Raw genomic sequence first — 17,215 nt, 5'->3', positions numbered from 1 at the left:
GCGTTTTTTTGCCGATTTCTTTTCCCTAGAATCGATTTCGATTCGATATTTCATTTAATGGCATGCATTACGTTCACGTTTACGCATCGGATGTGCGACACGCCCCGGCTCACGTCGCGCGTCGCGAAGGAGCGGCGCGATGACGGGCATCTCGCGACCCTCAGACCTCACCCCGCCGCAACACGGCCGCATCGTGCAGCTCGACGGGCTGCGCGCGATCGCGGTGGGCGCCGTGTTCCTGCAGCACGCGCTGAAGGCGCCGCTCTGGATGGGCGTCGACCTGTTCTTCGTGCTGAGCGGGCTGCTGATCACCGGCATCCTGCTCGATCGCAAGGCGCGCGGGCAGTCGTACTTCAGCCACTTCTACGCACGCCGCGTGCGTCGCATCCTGCCGCCGTACGTGCTGCTGCTGGTGGTGTCGACGATCCTGTTCGGCGCAGGCTGGCTGCCGCACTGGCCGTGGTTCGCGTTCTTCTCGACCAACATCGGGCTGTCGCTCGGCAGCATCGGCCATGACAGCCTGAACGTGCTGTGGTCGCTCGCGGTCGAGGAGCAGTTCTATATCTTCTGGCCGTTCGTGGTGCTGTGGTGCTCGGAGCGCGCGCTGCTGTGGGTCGCCGCCGCGCTGATCGTCGCGGCCCCCGTGCTGCGCGCGATCGCGACGCCGTGGTTCGACTCGTTCTGGCCGATCTACTACCTGACGCCGTTCCGCATGGACCTGCTCGCCGCGGGCGCGCTGCTCGCGATCGTGCTGCGCCGCGACCGGCGCGCGCTCGAGCCGTTCTATCCGCTCGCGATCGTCGGCGCGCTCGTGTCGCTCGCGATCCTCGGCTGGCTGCACCTGTCGTTCCCGCGCTTTCGCGCCGCGAACACGCCGCTGTCGAATGCCGCGCTCTACAGCATCTCGCTGCTGCTGTGCACGTCGATCGTCGTGATCGCGCTGCGCGGCCGCGGCCTCGTGCAGCGCGTGCTGACGAACCCGATGCTCGTCTACGTCGGCACCGTCAGCTACACCGTGTACCTGATCCACCTCAGCGTGCTGTATGCGCTGTGGCCGCTGCACCTTAACCGCTTCGTCACGGCCGCGCTGGCACTCGCGATCACGCTCGCGTACGCGACCGTGAGCTGGTACGGCTTCGAACGGCGCCTGACGCGCGGCCCCGCACGCCGCGCGCTGCCGGCCGCCGCCGGCACGACCGCCTGAATTTCATCATCCATCGTTTCTACCAGGACAACGTCATGAGCCAAACTCGCAAGAAGGCCATCATCACCGGGATCTCGGGGCAAGACGGCGCCTACCTGACCAAGCTGCTGCTCGACAAGGGCTATGAAGTCACCGGTACCTACCGCCGCACCAGCTCGGTGAATTTCTGGCGCATCGCCGAGCTCGGCGTCGACACGCACCCGAACCTCACGCTCGTCGAGCACGACCTGACCGACGCCGGCTCGAGCCTGCGCCTGCTCGAACGCACGCAGCCCGACGAGCTGTACAACCTCGCCGCGCAGAGCTTCGTCGGCGTGTCGTTCGACCAGCCGGCGACGACCGCCGAAGTGACGGGCCTGGGTCCGCTGAACCTGCTCGAGGCGATCCGCGTCGTGAGCCCGAAGACGCGCTTCTACCAGGCGTCGACCTCCGAGATGTTCGGCAAGGTGCAGTCGATTCCGCAGACGGAAGCGACCTCGTTCTATCCGCGCAGCCCGTACGGCGTCGCGAAGCTGTACGCGCACTGGATGACGGTGAACTACCGCGAGTCGTACGGCCTGTTCGGCAGCAGCGGCATCCTGTTCAACCACGAGTCGCCGCTGCGCGGCCGCGAGTTCGTCACGCGCAAGATCACCGACACCATCGCGAAGATCAAGCTCGGCAAGGCGACCCGCCTCGAGCTCGGCAACCTCGACGCGAAGCGCGACTGGGGCTTCGCGCTCGAGTACGTCGAAGGCATGTGGCGCATGCTGCAGGCCGACGAACCCGATACCTATGTGCTGGCAACCAACCGCACCGAGACCGTACGCGATTTCGTGCGGATGGCGTTCGCGGCGGCCGGCTACCAGATCGAATGGACCGGCAAGGGCGAGCAGGAACGCGGCCTCGACGCGGCGACCGGCAACGTGCTCGTGGAAGTGAATCCGAAGTTCTACCGCCCTGCCGAGGTCGACCTGCTGATCGGCTGCGCGGACAAGGCCAAAGCCAAACTCGGCTGGGAACCGAAGACGACGCTCGAACAACTTTGCCAGATGATGGTCGAAGCGGATTTGACGCGGAATCAACACCATGACACGTTCTGAAGCCGGACGCCCGTCGCGCCGTGCATTCGTCACCGGCCTGACGGGCTTCACCGGCCGCTACATGGCCGAACGCCTGCAGGCGGCCGGCTATGAGGTCTGGGGCACGGTCGCGCCCGGCACGGCACGGCCCGACGATCCGGCTTTCGCGCACTGCACGCTGCTGCCCGTCGACCTGCTCGATGCGGATGCGATGCGCGCGGCGGCCGCCGACGCGCGGCCCGATGCGGTCGTGCATCTCGCCGCGCGCGCGCACGTCGCGCAGGACGAGCCGTCGCAGACTTACGCGGTCAACATCGTCGGCACGCGCAACCTGCTGGCCGCGCTCGCGGGCCTCGACCGACGCCCGTCGGCCGTGCTGCTCGCCAGCAGCGCGAATATCTACGGCAACTCGACGGCCGGCGTGCTCGACGAAACCGTCGCCCCGGCCCCGGCGAACGACTACGCGGTCAGCAAGCTCGCGATGGAATACGCGGCGAAGCTGTGGGCCGACCGGCTGCCGATCGTGATCGCGCGGCCGTTCAACTACACGGGCGTCGGCCAGAGCGATGCCTACCTGCTGCCGAAGCTCGTCGCGCACTACGCGCGCAACGCACCGCGCATCTCGCTCGGCAATCTCGACGTGAGCCGCGATTTCTCCGACGTGCGCGACGTGACGGCCGCGTACCTGAAGCTGGTCGAGGCCGCACCGGCCGGCGAGACGTTCAACGTCTGCTCCGAGCGCGCGTATTCGCTGAAGGAAGTGCTGGCGATGCTGTCGCGCATCGCCGGTTACGTGATCGACGTGACGATCGATCCGCGTTTCGTGCGGCACAACGAGGTGAAGCGCCTGAGCGGGTCGCGCGACAAGCTGCGGCGCGCGGTGGGCGAGCTGCCCGTCACGCCGCTCGACGAAACGCTGCGATGGATGGTGGAGGCGATGCGCAACGACGCGCATGCGGACGGGCATCCCGCCGGGTAAGCCGGGCGATTTGCATCGACACCAAAACGAAGGGCCGGTCACGCAAGCGACCGGCCCTTCGTCCATGCGTCACGTCAAATCACGTCACGACATGCGTGACGTGCCGCGTTCAGCCTTCCAGCCCGCGCGCGAGATCCTTGCGCAGGTCGCCTGCGTCTTCGAGGCCGACCGACAAGCGGATCAACCCTTCGCTGATCCCTGCTGCCGCACGCGCTTCCGGCGTGATGCGGCCGTGCGTGGTCGTCGCCGGATGGGTGATCGTCGTGCGCGTATCGCCGAGGTTGCCGGTGATCGAGATCAGCTTCGTGTTGTCGATCACGCGCCACGCATTCGCGCGCTGCTGCTCGGGCGTGTCCCCCTTCAGCTCGAACGACAGGATCGCGCCGCCCGCCTTCTGCTGACGCTTCGCGAGTTCGTGCTGCGGGTGCGATTCGAGGCCCGGGTGAAACACGCGCGCAACCGCCGGATGCGAATCGAGCCAGCGTGCGATTTCCAGCGCATTCGCCGATTGCTTCTCGACGCGCAGCGACAGCGTCTCCATCCCCTTCAGCAGCACCCACGCGTTGAACGCCGACAGCGTCGGGCCCGCGCTGCGCACGAACGGGAACACCTTGCCCATGATGAATTCCTTCGAGCCGACCAGCGCGCCGCCGAGCACGCGGCCCTGCCCGTCGAGGAATTTCGTCGCCGAGTGCATCACGACATCCGCGCCGAGCTTCAGCGGCTGCTGCAGCACCGGGCTGCAGAAACAGTTGTCGACGACGAACAGCGCGTTCGACGCCTTCGCGATCTTGCCGATCGCCTCGATGTCGGCCAGTTCGGTCAGCGGGTTCGACGGCGTCTCGAGGAAGAACATCTTCGTTTCCGGGCGCACCGCTTCCTGCCATGCGTTCAGGTCGGTCGGGTCGACGAAGGTCGTCGTGATCCCGAACTTGCTGAAGATCTGCGAGAACATCCCGAGCGTCGAGCCGAACAGGCTGCGCGAGCTGACGAGGTGGTCGCCGGCCTGCAGCGCGGCCATCACGACCGACATGATCGCGGCCATCCCCGACGCCGTCGCGATGCACGCCTCGCCGCCCTCGAGCGCCGCGAGACGCTCCTGGAACATCGTGACGGTCGGGTTCGTGAAGCGCGAATAGGTGAAGTAGTCTTCCGAATTCGCGAAGCGCTCGGCCGCGTCGGCCGCGCTCTGGAAGCAGAAGCTCGACGTGAGGAACAGCGCTTCCGAGTGCTCGTTGAAGTCGCTGCGCAGCGTGCCCGCGCGCACGGCAAGCGTGTCGAAGTTGAGGGAGTCGTCCATGTTCCGTTTTCCGTATTCGATGGTCGCGCGGGTGGCGCGAACCCAGTCAAAACCAGGCCAAAACAAAAAGCCCGCTATGCGTCGGCATCAGCGGGCTTCGGTGCGGTACGACAGCGATCGACTCGGGCCGGTTGCCACCGGCCTTCGCTTTAGCTGTTTTGGGAAGTCGCCCCGCGTCCGCAAGCTGATATCAAATCGACGCATGGCGACATCCTATCACGCTTCGTCAAAAGCGTGCGCCGGTGTCACTCGACCGACAACTGCAGGTTCATCTGCGAGCGTTCGGTGTCGCCGGCCGTGTCGCGATCGGCCTGCGATGCCGGCGTGAGGCGCGCGCGCTCGATCGCATCGAGATACTCGGGCGTCACGTCGCCGGTGATGTAGTTGCCGTCGAAGCACGACGCCTCGAAGCGTTCGAGCTTCGGGTTGATGTCGCGCACCGCGCGGCGCAGATCGTCGACGTCCTGATAGATCAGGTGGTCGGCGCCGATGATCTTCGCGACTTCTTCGTCGGTGCGGCCATGCGCGACCAGTTCGCCGCGCGTCGGCATGTCGATGCCGTACACGTTCGGGAACTTCACGGGCGGCGCGGCCGACGCGAAGATCACCGACTTCGCGCCCGCATCGCGCGCCATCTGCACGATTTCATGCGAGGTCGTGCCGCGCACGATCGAATCGTCGACGATCAGCACGTTCTTGTCCTTGAACTCGATGCTCATCGCATTGAGCTTCTGGCGCACCGACTTCTTGCGCACGGCCTGGCCCGGCATGATGAAGGTACGGCCGACGTAACGGTTCTTGAAGAAGCCTTCGCGATACTCGACGCCGAGCTTCGCGGCGACCTGCATCGCAGCCGGGCGCGACGAATCGGGAATCGGCATCACGACGTCGATCGGCACGTTCGGCAGCTCGCGCTTGATCTTCTCGGCGAGATAGTCGCCCATGCGCAGGCGCACGTTGTAGACCGGCACGCCATCGAGACACGAATCCGGGCGCGCGAGGTACACGTATTCGAACATGCACGGATTCAGCGTCGGCTGCTCCGCGCACTGCTGGCTGTGGAAGTTGCCGGCCGGATCGATGAAGATCGCTTCGCCCGGCTGCACGTCGCGGACGAATTCGAAACCGATGCCTTCGACGGCCACCGACTCCGATGCGACCATCCATTCGGTGCCGTTTTCGGTCTCGAGCTTGCCGATGCACAGCGGGCGGATGCCGAACGGATCGCGGAACGCGAGCAGGCCGTAGCCGGCGATCAGCGACACGATCGCGTACGAACCCTGCAGGCGGCGATGCACGCCCGACACGGCCTTGAACACCGAGGCCGGATCGAGCTCGAGGCCCGTGGTCGACAGTTGCAGCTCGTGTGCGAACACGTTGAGCAGCACTTCGCTGTCGGAATTGGTGTTGATGTGCCGGCGGTCGATCCGGAACATCTCGTCCTTCAGTTGCTGCCAGTTCGTCAGGTTGCCGTTGTGCGCGAGGATGATCCCGAACGGCGCGTTCACGTAGAACGGTTGCGCCTCGGCTTCGCTCGACGCCGAGCCGGCGGTCGGGTAGCGCACCTGGCCGATGCCGTAGGTGCCGGGCAGGCTGCGCATGTTGCGCGTGCGGAACACGTCGCGCACCATGCCGTTCGCCTTGTACATGTGGAAATTGCTGCCGTCCGCCGTCGCGATGCCCGCCGCGTCCTGACCGCGATGCTGCAGCAGCAGCAGGCTGTCATAGATCAGCTGGTTGACCGGGGATTGGGAGATAACGCCTACGATGCCGCACATGGCATGTCCTTCAGAATGACAAAATCGGTTCCGTCCTGCCCGGCCGCGTCGTCACACGCGTACGTACTGGGCCATGCCGTCGGGCAGGAGCTGCTTCAGCTCGTGCACGCCCTGTTCGGCGAAAGGACGCAATAGCGCATTGCGCCAGAATTCCTGTTTGGGCAGTTCGGTCAGCCCCGCCGCCGCGACCAGCAGCACCACCAGCACGCAGCCGCGGACGAGCCCGAACATCATGCCCAGCGAGCGGTCGACGCCGCCCAGGCCACTCGCCTGCGCGATCCGCGACAGCAGCGCGTTCGCCACGCCGGCGACCAGCACCACGCCGATCACGACCAACGCGAAGGCGATCACCCACTGCGTCAGCGCACCACCCGGCCAGTTCGCCGGGATATACGGCACGACCAGTCCGACGTAGCGGCCCGCGATCACGATCGCCGCGATCCAGCCGATCAGCCCGAAAATCTCGGACACGAAACCGCGCCACGCGCCACGCAGCGCAGACAACGCGATCACCGCCAATACAGCGTAGTCGAAAGCCGTCAGCATCGTGCGTTACTGCGTCAGACCGGCTTCGCGCACCTTCGCGATCGCGGCGGAAGCCGCCGCACGATCCGCGAACGGGCCCGCACGCAACAGTGTAGCCGTGCTGCCGTCTGCCTGCTTGCGATGCTCGACATATGCGGGCACACCCGCCGATTTCAATTTGGTGGCCCACGACCGGGCCGTCGCGTCGTCCTTGAACGAACCGAGTTGCACCGCGAAACGCGCACCGGCCGGCGACGACGGCGACGAAGCGTCGCTGCTGTCCGGGCTGGCGGCGTCGGCATGCGCGACGGCCGCGGGCGCGGGCGCAGGCTTCGGCGCGGCCGGCTTCGCCACGGGGGCGGCCGGTTTCGGCGCGGGCTTCGGCGGCGTCACGCTCGCCGTGGTCGTGGTATCGGGTTTCGCGGCCGGCTTGTCGGCATCCTTCGGCGCGGGCGCCGGTGCAGCCGCAACGGCGACATCGGATGCCGGCGGTTCGTCGTGCGCGACGCCTGCCTGCACGTCGGACGCGTCATCGTCGCGCGGTGCGACCGCCTGGTGCGCGGGCCGGTTCGGAATGTCGATGGCGATGTCGTCCGTGACCGGCTTCGGGTGCGAGTCGAGCACCATCGGCAACACGATCACGGCGGCGACGACGAGCGCGATCGCGCCGACGAGGCGACGGCGCGCGCGTTGCTTTTCTGGAAGGGTCGGATCGAGGAGCAGCGCGTCCGATTCCGGACGCTCGGTGCGGCGCGAGCGTCGCTCGACGCGTTCAGTGGTGCGCTCCGTGCGCACGTTCCGGGAGGTCCCGGTGCGACCGCCGCGCCGCGGGGGCGCGTCGTCGTCTTTCTTGCCGAACGAGAAAATTCCCATGAATGGCTGAGTCCGAAACTGCCCGTCAGTCAGTGTTGCTGCGATTTACGGTAGGCCAGCACGCCGGCAACCGTATGGAAACTGCCGAAAACCACGATTCTATCATTCTCGGATGCTCTTTTTAGTGCATCGCGAAACGCTTCGGCAGGCGACGTGTAACGCGTGACGCTCGAATCGGGCCCCTCCTCCACGCCGGCCTTGCGCAGCGCGGCTTCGAGCTGCTCCGCGGAGGCCGCGCGCGGCAGCGGCAGGTCGGTCACGCACCAGTGGTCGATCTCGCCCTTCAGGTGCTGCAGCACGCCGTCGATGTCCTTGTCGTGCATCGCGCCGAACACCGCGTACGTGTACGGGAAGAAGCCCATGTTGCCGAGGTTCTGCTCGAGCACGGCCGACGCATGCGGGTTGTGCGCGACGTCGAGCACGATCGCCGGCTTGCCGGGCAGCACCTGGAAGCGCCCCGGCAGCTCGACGTTCGCAAGGCCGAGCCGGATGTCCTGCGCGGACACCGGCAGCACCGGACGCAGCGCTTCGAGCGCGGCGAGCGCGGCCGACGCATTGATCAGCTGATTCGCCCCGCGCAGCGCCGGGTACGCAAGCGCCGGATAGCGCTTCTCGCGGCCGAGGTAGCTCCACTGCTGGCGCTCCGCGCCTGCCTGCGCCTCGTAGCGGAAATCGCGGCCGACCAGCCACAGGTCGGCGCCGATCGCTTCGGCGTGGTCGATCAGCGTTTGCGGCGCGGCCGGATCGCCGCAGATCGCCGGCTTGCCGGCGCGGAAGATCCCGGCCTTCTCGAACGCGATCTTCTCGCGCGTGTCGCCGAGGTATTCGGTGTGGTCGATGTCGATGCTCGTGACGATCGCGCAATCGGTATCGATGATGTTGACCGCATCGAGCCGGCCGCCGAGGCCGACTTCGAGGATCACCGCGTCGAGCCCGCGCGAGGCGAACAGGTGCAGGATCGCGAGCGTCGTGAATTCGAAGTACGTGAGCGACACCGGCTCGGACAGCGACGTGCGCGCGGCTTCGACGGCCTCGAAGTGCGGCAGCAGTTCGTCATCGGTGACGTTCTGCCCGTTCACGCGCGCACGCTCGTTGAATTCGAGCAGGTGCGGCGACGTGTGGCAGCCGACCTTGTAGCCGGCGCGCACGAGGATCGTCTCGAGGAACGCGCAGGTCGAGCCCTTGCCGTTCGTGCCGCCGACGGTGATGACGGGGCACGCGAATTCGAGCTGCAGCGCCGCCTTGACCTGCCCGATGCGGGTCAGGCCCATGTCGATGCCGACCGGGTGCGCGCGTTCGAGATGCGAAAGCCACGCGTCGAGAGTGGGAAAAGTGCTCATCGGTTCAAATCTGGATCGGGGCCGCCACTACGCCAAAAAACGAAGCGCGTCGCCTGACGCTGAAGCCAGGCGACGCGCAGTGTTCACAACCTCGCGCCGGTCAGGCCAGCGCGTCGGCCGGTTGCCGCTGCAGCAGCGCGAGCAGCTGGGCGATCTCGTCGCGCATCTTGCGACGGTCGACGATCATGTCGATCGCGCCCGTCTTCAGCAGGAATTCGGCGCGCTGGAAGCCTTCCGGCAGCTTCTCGCGAACCGTCTGCTCGATCACGCGCGGGCCGGCGAAGCCGATCAGCGCCTTCGGTTCGGCGATCACGACGTCGCCGAGGAAGGCGAAGCTCGCCGACACGCCGCCCATCGTCGGGTCGGTCAGCACCGAAATGAACGGCAGCTTGGCTTCCGACAGCTTGGTCAGCATCGCGGTGGTTTTCGCCATCTGCATCAGCGACAGCAGGCTTTCCTGCATCCGCGCACCGCCCGAAGCGGTGAAGCAGATGAACGGCACTTGCTGTTCCAGCGCGTTCTGCGCGCCGCGTACGAAGCGCTCGCCGACCACCGAGCCCATCGAGCCGCCCATGAACGAGAACTCGAAGCAGGCCGCGACCACCGGCAGCGTGTGGATCGCACCGCCCATCACGACCATCGCGTCGGTTTCGCCCGTATCGTCCATCGCTTCCTTCAGACGATCGGGGTACTTGCGGCTGTCCTTGAACTTCAGCGTGTCGACCGGCACGATTTCCTGGCCGATCTCGTAACGGCCTTCCGGATCGAGCAGCCCGTCGAGGCGCTCACGCGCACCGATGCGCATGTGGTGATCGCACTTCGGGCACACGTGCAGGTTCGCGTCCACGTCGTTGCGGTACAGCACGGCCTCGCAGGACGGGCATTTGACCCACAGGCCTTCCGGAATGCCCTTGCGGCTTTTCGGGTCGGTCTGCTTGATCTTCGGCGGCAACAGTTTGTCGAGCCAGCTCATCGTATGGTTTCCTGTTCCGTGGCGGGGCGGGCCAACCGGCCCGCTCCCGCTTCCTGTGTTGTGTTTATCGCGCCGTCTTGCCCGCGCCGTCCAGGGCGGCACGCAGCTCGGCAATGAACGTCTTCAGCGCGGCGGCGGCACCCTCCGGCGCAGCGCTTTCGAGCAGCTGCACGAGGCGGCTGCCGATCACGACGGCGTCCGACACCTCGGCCACCGCGCGCGCCGTTTCGGCGTCGCGGATACCGAAGCCGACGCCGACCGGAACCGGCACGCGCGACTTGATGGCCGGGATTTTACCCGCAATGCTCGAAACATCCAGATTTCCTGCACCGGTCACGCCCTTGAGCGACACGTAATACACGTAGCCGCTCGCGATCTTGCCGACGTCGGCGATGCGTTCGTCGGTCGACGTGGGCGCGAGCAGGAAGATCGGATCGATCTGCGCGGCGCGCATTTTCTCGGCGAATACGCCCGCCTCTTCCGGCGGATAGTCGACGACGAGCACGCCGTCGACCCCGGCCGCCTGTGCTTCGGCCGCGAACGTGTCGACGCCCATCCGCTCGATCGGGTTCGCATAGCCCATCAGCACGACGGGGGTTTTGGGGTCGGTTTCGCGAAAGCGCTTCACGTCGGCGAGCACGCTCGTCAGCGTGACGCCGCGCGCGAGCGCGCGTTCCGACGAGCGCTGGATCACGGGGCCGTCGGCCATCGGGTCCGAGAACGGCACGCCGAGTTCGATCACGTCCGCGCCGCCTTCGGCGAGCGCGTGCATGAATTCGACGGTTTTGGCCGGATCGGGGTCGCCGGCCGTGATGAACGGGATCAGGCCCTTACGGCCTTGTTCGGCGAGCGCGGCGAAGGTCTGCTGAATACGGGACATGGCAATTTTCCTGTGTCGATCCGGAGTTTGCGCTTTAGCGCTTACTCCGGTCCCATACAAAGTATGCGTTGCGTTCGGCGATGCGGCGGCGCGATTCACGCGCACGCCGGCGCGGCAAGCGCGTTCACGCGCTCGTGCGCGATCGCACAATAGCTTTCGTTGATCTCGTAGCCGACGAAGTCGCGCCCCTGCCGTGCGCAGGCCACCGCGGTCGTGCCGCTGCCCATGAACGGATCGAGCACGCGGCCGCCCGGCGGGCAGCTTGCGAGCACCATCCGCTCGATGATTTCCAGCGGCTTCTGGGTCGGATGATCGACGCGCTCCGCGTGCTGCCGATGCAGGCGCGAGACCGACCAGACGTCCTTCGGGTTGTAGCCCATCTCCAGCCACTTGCTGCCTTCGAACAGCTTGCGCGAGCGGGCCTTCTTCGTATCGGCGTCGTACGGGATGCGGACCGGATCGAGATCGAAGTAATACGCCTTGGAAACCGCGAAAAAGCCGATGTTGTCGTGCACCGACGTGAAACGGCGCGTCGTGCCGCCCATGCTCGGCACGCGCCGGTCCCAGATGATCTCGTTGACCATCGTGAGTTGCGTCTTCAGGAAGCTGAAGATTTCCGGCGCGTACTGCCACGTGCAGAAGATGTACATCGACCCGCTCGGCTTCAGCTTCGGAATCGCGAGCTCGAGCCACTCGCGCGTCCACGCGAGAAAGTCGTCGCCCGAACGCTTGTCCGAGTCGTTGCCGTAGTCCTTGCCGAGCCCGTACGGCGGATCGGCGACGATCAGGTCGATCGACGCGTCCGGCAGGTGCGCGGCATGGGTCAGGAAATCGCGGTTATGCAGTTCGATACCGGACGGCAGCGCGCGCGGCACGGCAGCGGCGGGCGGAACCGCCCCCGCCTCGCTCGCGGCACCGCCGCCCGGTTCTTCGATCAGGTCACGCATCGGTCGGGGTCAGAGCTCGATGCCCGATCGCTCGGCGACCGTGTGCATGTCCTTGTCGCCGCGGCCCGACAGGTTGACGAGCAGGATCTTGTCCTTCGGCAACGTCGGCGCGAGCTTCACGCCATACGCGATCGCGTGGCTCGACTCGAGCGCGGGAATGATCCCCTCGATCCGGCAGCAGTCGTGGAACGCCGTCAGCGCTTCCTCGTCGGTGATGCCGACGTACTGCGCCCGGCCGCTGTCCTTCAGCCACGCGTGCTCGGGGCCGACGCCCGGATAGTCGAGGCCCGCCGACACCGAATGCGTCTCGATGATCTGGCCGTTGTCGTCCTGCAGCAGGTAGGTCCGGTTGCCGTGCAGCACGCCCGGGCTGCCGGCGATCAGCGACGCCGCGTGATGGCCCGTGTCGAGGCCGTCGCCGGCTGCTTCGACGCCGATCAGCTGCACCGAGGTGTCGTCGATGTACGGATAGAAGATGCCCATTGCGTTCGAACCGCCGCCCACGCAGGCGATCACGGCGTCAGGCTGCCGGCCGGCGAGTTCGGGCATCTGCACCTTGCACTCGTCGCCGATCACGCGCTGGAAGTCGCGCACCATCATCGGGTACGGGTGCGGGCCCGCGACCGTGCCGATGATGTAGAACGTGTTCTCGATGTTCGTGACCCAGTCGCGCATCGCTTCGTTCAGCGCGTCCTTCAGCGTGCGCGAACCCGATTCGACCGGCACGACCGTCGCGCCGAGCAGCTTCATCCGGTAGACGTTCGCGGCCTGGCGGCGCACGTCTTCCGAACCCATGTAGACGACGCACTCCATCCCGAAGCGCGCGCAGATCGTCGCGGTCGCGACGCCGTGCTGGCCGGCGCCCGTCTCGGCGATCACGCGCTTCTTGCCCATGCGCTTCGCGAGCAGCGCCTGGCCGATCACGTTGTTGATCTTGTGCGCGCCGGTGTGGTTCAGGTCTTCGCGCTTCAGGTAGATCTGCGCGCCGCCGAGCGTCTCGCTCCAGCGCTGCGCGTGATAGATCGGCGACGGGCGGCCGACGAAATGCTTCAGCTCGCGCTCGAATTCGGCGACGAAATCGGGATCGTTCTGGAATTTTTCATACGCCGCGCGCAGTTCGTCCAGCGCGTGAATCAGCGTCTCGGCGACGAACGTGCCGCCATACGGGCCGAAATGGCCGCGATCATCAGGAAGGTTGTACATGGTGTCTCTCTCGATCGGTCGGCGCGCCCCGCTTTCGAGGCCGCACCGGCTTGCATCACCCGGCGTCCGCTTCGCGCACCGCGCGTACGAACGCCGCCATCCGGGCGTGATCCTTCACGCCCTTCGCGCCCTCCACTTCGATGCCACTCGAGACATCGACAGCAAACGGGCGCAACTGGCGAATCGCATCACCGACGTTTTGCGCGCTCAAGCCACCACTCAAAACGGCCCGATGCGCGAGCTCTGCGGGAATAAGAGACCAATCGAAGACCTTGCCGCTACCACCGTAATCCGGCACCAGGGTGTCGAACAGGAGGCCGCGCGCTTTCGAATAATGAAGCCCCGATTCTACCAAATCGGCCGATTGCGTCGAGGGGCCCACGCGCACCGCGCGCAGCCACGGCAGGCGTGCCGCGCGGCCAAGTGCGTCGCACTGATCGGGCGTCTCGTCGCCATGGAACTGCAGCAGCGTGAGCGGCACGTCGCGCACGACGGCCTCGATCTCGGCCTCGGTCGCGTTCACGAACAGCCCGACCACCGACACGAACGGCGGCGCGAGGCGTGCCAGCTCCGCCGCCTGCGCGATCGACACCGCGCGCGGGCTCTTCGGATAGAACACGAGGCCGATCGCATCGGCGCCGAGCGCGGCCGCGTGCAGCACGTCGTCGGGCTTCGACAGCCCGCACAGCTTGATGCGCGTGCGCGGCGGCAGGCCGGCCGCGGCGGGAATCGAGGAAGACACGGCGTGATCCGTCATGATTGCGGGTCCAGATCGGCCCAGACGCTGCTCCACGGCACACTGCCGAGCTGCGCGGGCGGGACGGCGAATTCCGCCGGGTAGCCGACGTGGGCGAGATACAGCCCGTCGGCCATGAACGTGGGCGCCGCAAGCTTGCGATCGCGCCCGGCGAGCACGTCGGCGAGCCAGTCGGCCGGATAGCGGCCGCGACCGACCGCGACGAGGCAGCCCATCAGGTTGCGCACCATGTGGTGCAGGAACGCGTTGGCGCGGAACCGGAAATGGATGAAATGGCCCACGCGCCGCACGTCGATCTGATACAGGTGTTTGACCGGCGTCTTCGACTGGCATTCCGACGACCGGAACGACGAGAAGTCATGCTCGCCGATCAGATGCGCGGCGGCTGCGCGCATCGCGTCGTCGTCGAGCGGCGTATGGATCCAGCCCGCGCGCCCCGCCAGCATCGGCGAGCGCACGGGATGCACGTACAGCGTGTAGTAATAGGTGCGCTCGAACGCCGAGAAACGCGCGTGGAACGTGTCCGGCATCGGCTTCGCCCATTGCACCGCCACGGTCGGCGGCAGGAACGCGTTGGTGCCGCGCACCCACGAGAAAACCTCCCGATCGAGGTCGGTATCGAAGTGCACGACCTGCCCGAGCCCGTGCACGCCCGTGTCGGTGCGCCCGGCCACCGTCGTATGCAGCGGCACGCGCGCGAACTCGGCCAGTGCGTGCTCGAGCCGATCCTGCACGGTCTTGCCGTGCGGCTGCGCCTGCCAGCCGCAGAACGCCGCGCCGTCGTACTGGATGCCGAGCGCGATCCGCATCACGCCTCGTCCGCCAGTTTCGCGAGCAGCGCGCGCGCATCGTCGCGCGTCGCGGCGTCATTCGCGTCGACCACTTCCTGCAGCAGCGTCCGCGCGCCGGACAGGTCGCCCAGCTCGACATATTCGGACGCGAGGTCGAGCTTGTTGCGCGCGATGCGGGCGAGTTCGTCCGGCGTCAGCGCCGGCAACGCAGCGCCCGGCGCGGACGGCAGGTCGAGATCGAAATCAAGCTTCAGCGCGCCGAACTGCGCGCCGCCGAGCGGCGGCAGCGACGACGTCGCGAACGGGCTGCCCGCCTGGGTTGCCGGCGTCGCTGCGTCCGGATCCCAATCGAACTCGTCGTCCTGATCGGCCGGATGTTCCGGGGCCGGATCGGTCGAGCCAATCGGGAGACGCTGTGCGGCTTGACCGTTAGTTGCGATTTTATCGGTGTCGGACTGCCCTGCTTGCGCAGCCGGCTCATCCGCCGCCAGCGACGGCTCGTCCGGCGTGCGCGGCGGCAGCGGCATGTCGAGGCTGCTGAGCGCGCTGATCGCGTTCTGCATCAGCGCCGCGTGCTGCGCATCTGTGGCCGCGGGTGCGGTCGGCGTTTCCACCTGCGTCGCTACCCGTGTCTCCACCGACGTCTCGATCGGCGTCTCTGACGACGTTTCGACCGGCGTTTCGGCCGCGTCCTTTTCGATCGGCTCGGCATCGTGCGAAACCGGAGCCGTCTCGCTCGCGGGCGGCACTGCCGCGTGTGCGGTCGGCAATTCAGGCTGCTCGACATGCGGCTTCGCCACATCCGACGACGGCGACAGATCCGTATCCGGTGTCTCGACCGGCTCCGCCGCTGCGGCAGTCGCCGCGGCAAGGTTCAGGTCGGAAGCGGCATCACGCGCGACCGGCATCTCGGGCCGGATCGGCAGTTCCGGTTCGACGGACGGCGCGGCTTCGGCTTGCGCAGCGGCAGCCGCCACCGTGACTCCGCCCGCTGCCGTGGCGGCAGCCAACGTGTCCGTCCCCGCATCGTCCGTGCGTCGGCTCTTCCTGCGCTTGCGCCACGCGAAACCTGCCGCGAGGACGATCACGGCCGCACCGGCCACCGCGGCCGGACGCCAGTCCATCTGCTCGTTACTGCGCGCAGGTGTCACCACCGGCGCGGCCGGCTGCGCGGGCACCGATACCGATGCCGGCTGCACTGCGCTGGCAGCAACGCCGGATGCCGCTTCGCCGGTCGTCGACGCAGCCGCAGCCGCAGCCGCGGACGCGCCCGCATCGCTCGCGGCCGGACGCGGCGCGACAGGTGCCGGTGCCGGCTTGAGCTCGTTCGTCGTGGCCGGCTTGCCGATACCGTGCTTCTGCAATTCCATCAGCACGCGGTTCTTCAGCGCCAGCAGTTGCTGCAGGCTCGACGGCCGCGGCTGCGACGCGCCCGTGACCGGTGCCGCGCCAGCCGGTTCGTTCATGCCCGGAACCTGGCTGCCCGACACAGGCGGGGTCACGGCCCCGCTCGCGGACGACGGCACTGACTGGATCGTGCCGCTCCACACATGCGGACCGCTTGCACCGGTCACGGGTGCCGCCGGCTGCATGCTTTCGACAGCCGATGCGCCGTGGGCAGCCGAAGTACCGACCGATGCCGAAGCACCGACGGATGCCGACGCACCGGCGGCCGTCGCGACGCTCGCACCGCTGACAGGCGCCGCATGCACGGCCGGCGCCACCGGCGCGGATTGCACGGTCGACCCCGGATGCGGTGCGGACGCACCATGCTGCGCGACTGCCGTGCCGCCCGATGCGGCGGCGGGTGCGGACGCTGCCGCCGCACCGGACGCACCGGACGCACCGGATGCAGCGGATGCAGCGGCCGGCACGACTGCCGCGCCTGTCGCATCGAGCGCCGGCACGGTCAGCGTCGCGCCGACTTTCAGGCGGCTCGCGTCGCGCTTCATGAACGCCTGCGGATTGGCGTCGAATAGCGCGCGGCCGGCGCGCGCGAGCACCCCGGGATCGCGCGACTGCGTAGCCGCCTTCGCGATGTCGTTCAGCGACTGGCCCGGCTGGACCGTCACGGTAAGCGGCGCTGCGCCGTCGGCAGCGGATGCCGGCAGTTCGCCGGTGCCGGCCGCCCAGGCCGATGCGGTTGCGCCGAGCGCCAGGATCGCCAGCGCGCCACGCACGGCGCGCGACAGACGGGACTGACGCGGAAACAAGGAAATTCGGGACATCGTTGGCTCTATCGCCGCGCGCGGGCGCGGCTCGGATTCGCGGTTGAAAGCGTCAATAAGGTTGCCGCAGAAATGCAAAAGCGTCGCGTGGAACGCGACGCTTTCGGCGGGTCTGTGCGTCGTAACCGCGTAGTTTACTTCACGTGATCAGGTTCGGGCCGAATTCATCGCCGACGGGCGCAACCGATTGCGTGCGCGCGTCGGGACATCCCGCGATCGCGCCGCGTGGATGTCCGGTTGCGCACGCTGCGACCCGCGCCCACGATCGACCAGAAGTGCGCCTCGCTCAGAGGCAAAGCCATCCGGCCGCATCGCCCGCCGAACGCATATCACATGCCTTTGCTCACTCAACGATGCGATCCGCACAACCCAAGGG

At 67.3% G+C, this 17,215-nt stretch carries 15 protein-coding genes; 3 read left to right on the top strand and 12 right to left on the bottom strand.

Annotated elements, in window-relative coordinates:
• Window positions 1-139: 139 nt before the first annotated feature.
• The 3 genes from CFB40_RS22335 to CFB40_RS22325 are packed head-to-tail and all read left to right on the top strand — an operon-like array spanning window position 140 to window position 3,244.
• A complete protein-coding gene (locus tag CFB40_RS22335) occupies window positions 140-1,204 on the top strand; it encodes an acyltransferase family protein (RefSeq protein ID WP_089427931.1) in 1,065 nt (354 codons plus the stop codon).
• Window positions 1,205-1,239: 35 nt separating this feature from the next.
• Window positions 1,240-2,286: a GDP-mannose 4,6-dehydratase gene (gene gmd, locus CFB40_RS22330; protein ID WP_089427932.1), complete on the top strand. Its 1,047-nt coding sequence runs from the start codon at window positions 1,240-1,242 to the stop codon at window positions 2,284-2,286.
• Window positions 2,273-3,244 (top strand): NAD-dependent epimerase/dehydratase family protein, encoded by a 972-nt coding sequence (locus tag CFB40_RS22325; protein ID WP_089427933.1) that lies wholly within the window; start codon window positions 2,273-2,275, stop codon window positions 3,242-3,244. Before gmd ends, CFB40_RS22325 begins: the two co-directional genes overlap by 14 nt.
• Window positions 3,245-3,353: 109 nt before the next feature.
• Here CFB40_RS22325 and CFB40_RS22320 read toward each other — a convergent pair whose 3' ends face one another.
• The 12 genes from CFB40_RS22320 to CFB40_RS22265 form a co-directional block, all read right to left on the bottom strand.
• A complete protein-coding gene (locus CFB40_RS22320; RefSeq protein ID WP_089427934.1) occupies window positions 3,354-4,544 on the bottom strand; it encodes an O-succinylhomoserine sulfhydrylase in 1,191 nt (396 codons plus the stop codon).
• Window positions 4,545-4,789: 245 nt separating this feature from the next.
• Window positions 4,790-6,322: an amidophosphoribosyltransferase gene (gene purF, locus CFB40_RS22315; protein WP_089427935.1), complete on the bottom strand. Its 1,533-nt coding sequence runs from the start codon at window positions 6,320-6,322 to the stop codon at window positions 4,790-4,792.
• A gap of 51 nt (window positions 6,323-6,373) precedes the next feature.
• Complete coding sequence (locus CFB40_RS22310; RefSeq protein WP_069251156.1) at window positions 6,374-6,868, bottom strand: CvpA family protein; 495 nt, start codon at window positions 6,866-6,868, stop codon at window positions 6,374-6,376.
• 6 nt (window positions 6,869-6,874) lie between these two features.
• Window positions 6,875-7,720 (bottom strand): SPOR domain-containing protein, encoded by an 846-nt coding sequence (locus CFB40_RS22305; RefSeq protein ID WP_089427936.1) that lies wholly within the window; start codon window positions 7,718-7,720, stop codon window positions 6,875-6,877.
• A 29-nt stretch (window positions 7,721-7,749) separates the two neighbouring features.
• Window positions 7,750-9,060, bottom strand: coding sequence for a bifunctional tetrahydrofolate synthase/dihydrofolate synthase (gene folC / locus CFB40_RS22300; RefSeq protein WP_089432405.1), 1,311 nt, complete (start codon window positions 9,058-9,060; stop codon window positions 7,750-7,752).
• A 100-nt stretch (window positions 9,061-9,160) separates the two neighbouring features.
• A complete protein-coding gene (gene accD / locus CFB40_RS22295; protein WP_089427938.1) occupies window positions 9,161-10,033 on the bottom strand; it encodes an acetyl-CoA carboxylase, carboxyltransferase subunit beta in 873 nt (290 codons plus the stop codon).
• A gap of 64 nt (window positions 10,034-10,097) precedes the next feature.
• Window positions 10,098-10,913 (bottom strand): tryptophan synthase subunit alpha, encoded by an 816-nt coding sequence (trpA, locus tag CFB40_RS22290; RefSeq protein ID WP_089427939.1) that lies wholly within the window; start codon window positions 10,911-10,913, stop codon window positions 10,098-10,100.
• A 95-nt stretch (window positions 10,914-11,008) separates the two neighbouring features.
• Window positions 11,009-11,860, bottom strand: coding sequence for a DNA-methyltransferase (locus CFB40_RS22285; RefSeq protein ID WP_089427940.1), 852 nt, complete (start codon window positions 11,858-11,860; stop codon window positions 11,009-11,011).
• 9 nt (window positions 11,861-11,869) lie between these two features.
• Entirely contained in the window at window positions 11,870-13,063 is a 1,194-nt protein-coding gene (gene trpB, locus CFB40_RS22280) for a tryptophan synthase subunit beta (protein ID WP_089432404.1), read from the bottom strand.
• Window positions 13,064-13,118: 55 nt separating this feature from the next.
• Entirely contained in the window at window positions 13,119-13,820 is a 702-nt protein-coding gene (locus CFB40_RS22275) for a phosphoribosylanthranilate isomerase (RefSeq protein ID WP_089427942.1), read from the bottom strand.
• Window positions 13,817-14,629 (bottom strand): tRNA pseudouridine(38-40) synthase TruA, encoded by an 813-nt coding sequence (truA, locus tag CFB40_RS22270; protein WP_039358302.1) that lies wholly within the window; start codon window positions 14,627-14,629, stop codon window positions 13,817-13,819. The genes CFB40_RS22275 and truA overlap by 4 nt, the downstream gene beginning before the upstream one ends.
• The gene (locus tag CFB40_RS22265; RefSeq protein ID WP_089432403.1) at window positions 14,629-16,839 is read right to left on the bottom strand and encodes a FimV/HubP family polar landmark protein; all 2,211 of its coding nucleotides are present in this window, start codon (window positions 16,837-16,839) and stop codon (window positions 14,629-14,631) included. Before CFB40_RS22265 ends, truA begins: the two co-directional genes overlap by 1 nt.
• Between the last annotated feature and the right edge of the window lie 376 nt (window positions 16,840-17,215).

Source organism: Burkholderia sp. AU31652 (assembly GCF_002223155.1).
Lineage (GTDB): Bacteria > Pseudomonadota > Gammaproteobacteria > Burkholderiales > Burkholderiaceae > Burkholderia.
The sequence above is the reverse complement of the archived record's forward strand: the minus strand, read 5'-3'. Positions and strand labels throughout refer to the sequence as shown.

Coding starts and splice junctions, on each gene's coding strand:
- CFB40_RS22335 (WP_089427931.1), top strand. CDS start 140: ATGACGGGCATCTCGCGACCCTCAGACCTCACCCCGCCGCAACACGGC.
- gmd (WP_089427932.1), top strand. CDS start 1,240: ATGAGCCAAACTCGCAAGAAGGCCATCATCACCGGGATCTCGGGGCAA.
- CFB40_RS22325 (WP_089427933.1), top strand. CDS start 2,273: ATGACACGTTCTGAAGCCGGACGCCCGTCGCGCCGTGCATTCGTCACC.
- CFB40_RS22275 (WP_089427942.1), bottom strand. CDS start 13,820: ATGACGGATCACGCCGTGTCTTCCTCGATTCCCGCCGCGGCCGGCCTG.
- CFB40_RS22305 (WP_089427936.1), bottom strand. CDS start 7,720: ATGGGAATTTTCTCGTTCGGCAAGAAAGACGACGACGCGCCCCCGCGG.
- CFB40_RS22320 (WP_089427934.1), bottom strand. CDS start 4,544: ATGGACGACTCCCTCAACTTCGACACGCTTGCCGTGCGCGCGGGCACG.
- purF (WP_089427935.1), bottom strand. CDS start 6,322: ATGTGCGGCATCGTAGGCGTTATCTCCCAATCCCCGGTCAACCAGCTG.
- accD (WP_089427938.1), bottom strand. CDS start 10,033: ATGAGCTGGCTCGACAAACTGTTGCCGCCGAAGATCAAGCAGACCGAC.
- CFB40_RS22310 (WP_069251156.1), bottom strand. CDS start 6,868: ATGCTGACGGCTTTCGACTACGCTGTATTGGCGGTGATCGCGTTGTCT.
- CFB40_RS22265 (WP_089432403.1), bottom strand. CDS start 16,839: ATGTCCCGAATTTCCTTGTTTCCGCGTCAGTCCCGTCTGTCGCGCGCC.
- trpB (WP_089432404.1), bottom strand. CDS start 13,063: ATGTACAACCTTCCTGATGATCGCGGCCATTTCGGCCCGTATGGCGGC.
- truA (WP_039358302.1), bottom strand. CDS start 14,629: ATGCGGATCGCGCTCGGCATCCAGTACGACGGCGCGGCGTTCTGCGGC.
- folC (WP_089432405.1), bottom strand. CDS start 9,060: ATGAGCACTTTTCCCACTCTCGACGCGTGGCTTTCGCATCTCGAACGC.
- trpA (WP_089427939.1), bottom strand. CDS start 10,913: ATGTCCCGTATTCAGCAGACCTTCGCCGCGCTCGCCGAACAAGGCCGT.
- CFB40_RS22285 (WP_089427940.1), bottom strand. CDS start 11,860: ATGCGTGACCTGATCGAAGAACCGGGCGGCGGTGCCGCGAGCGAGGCG.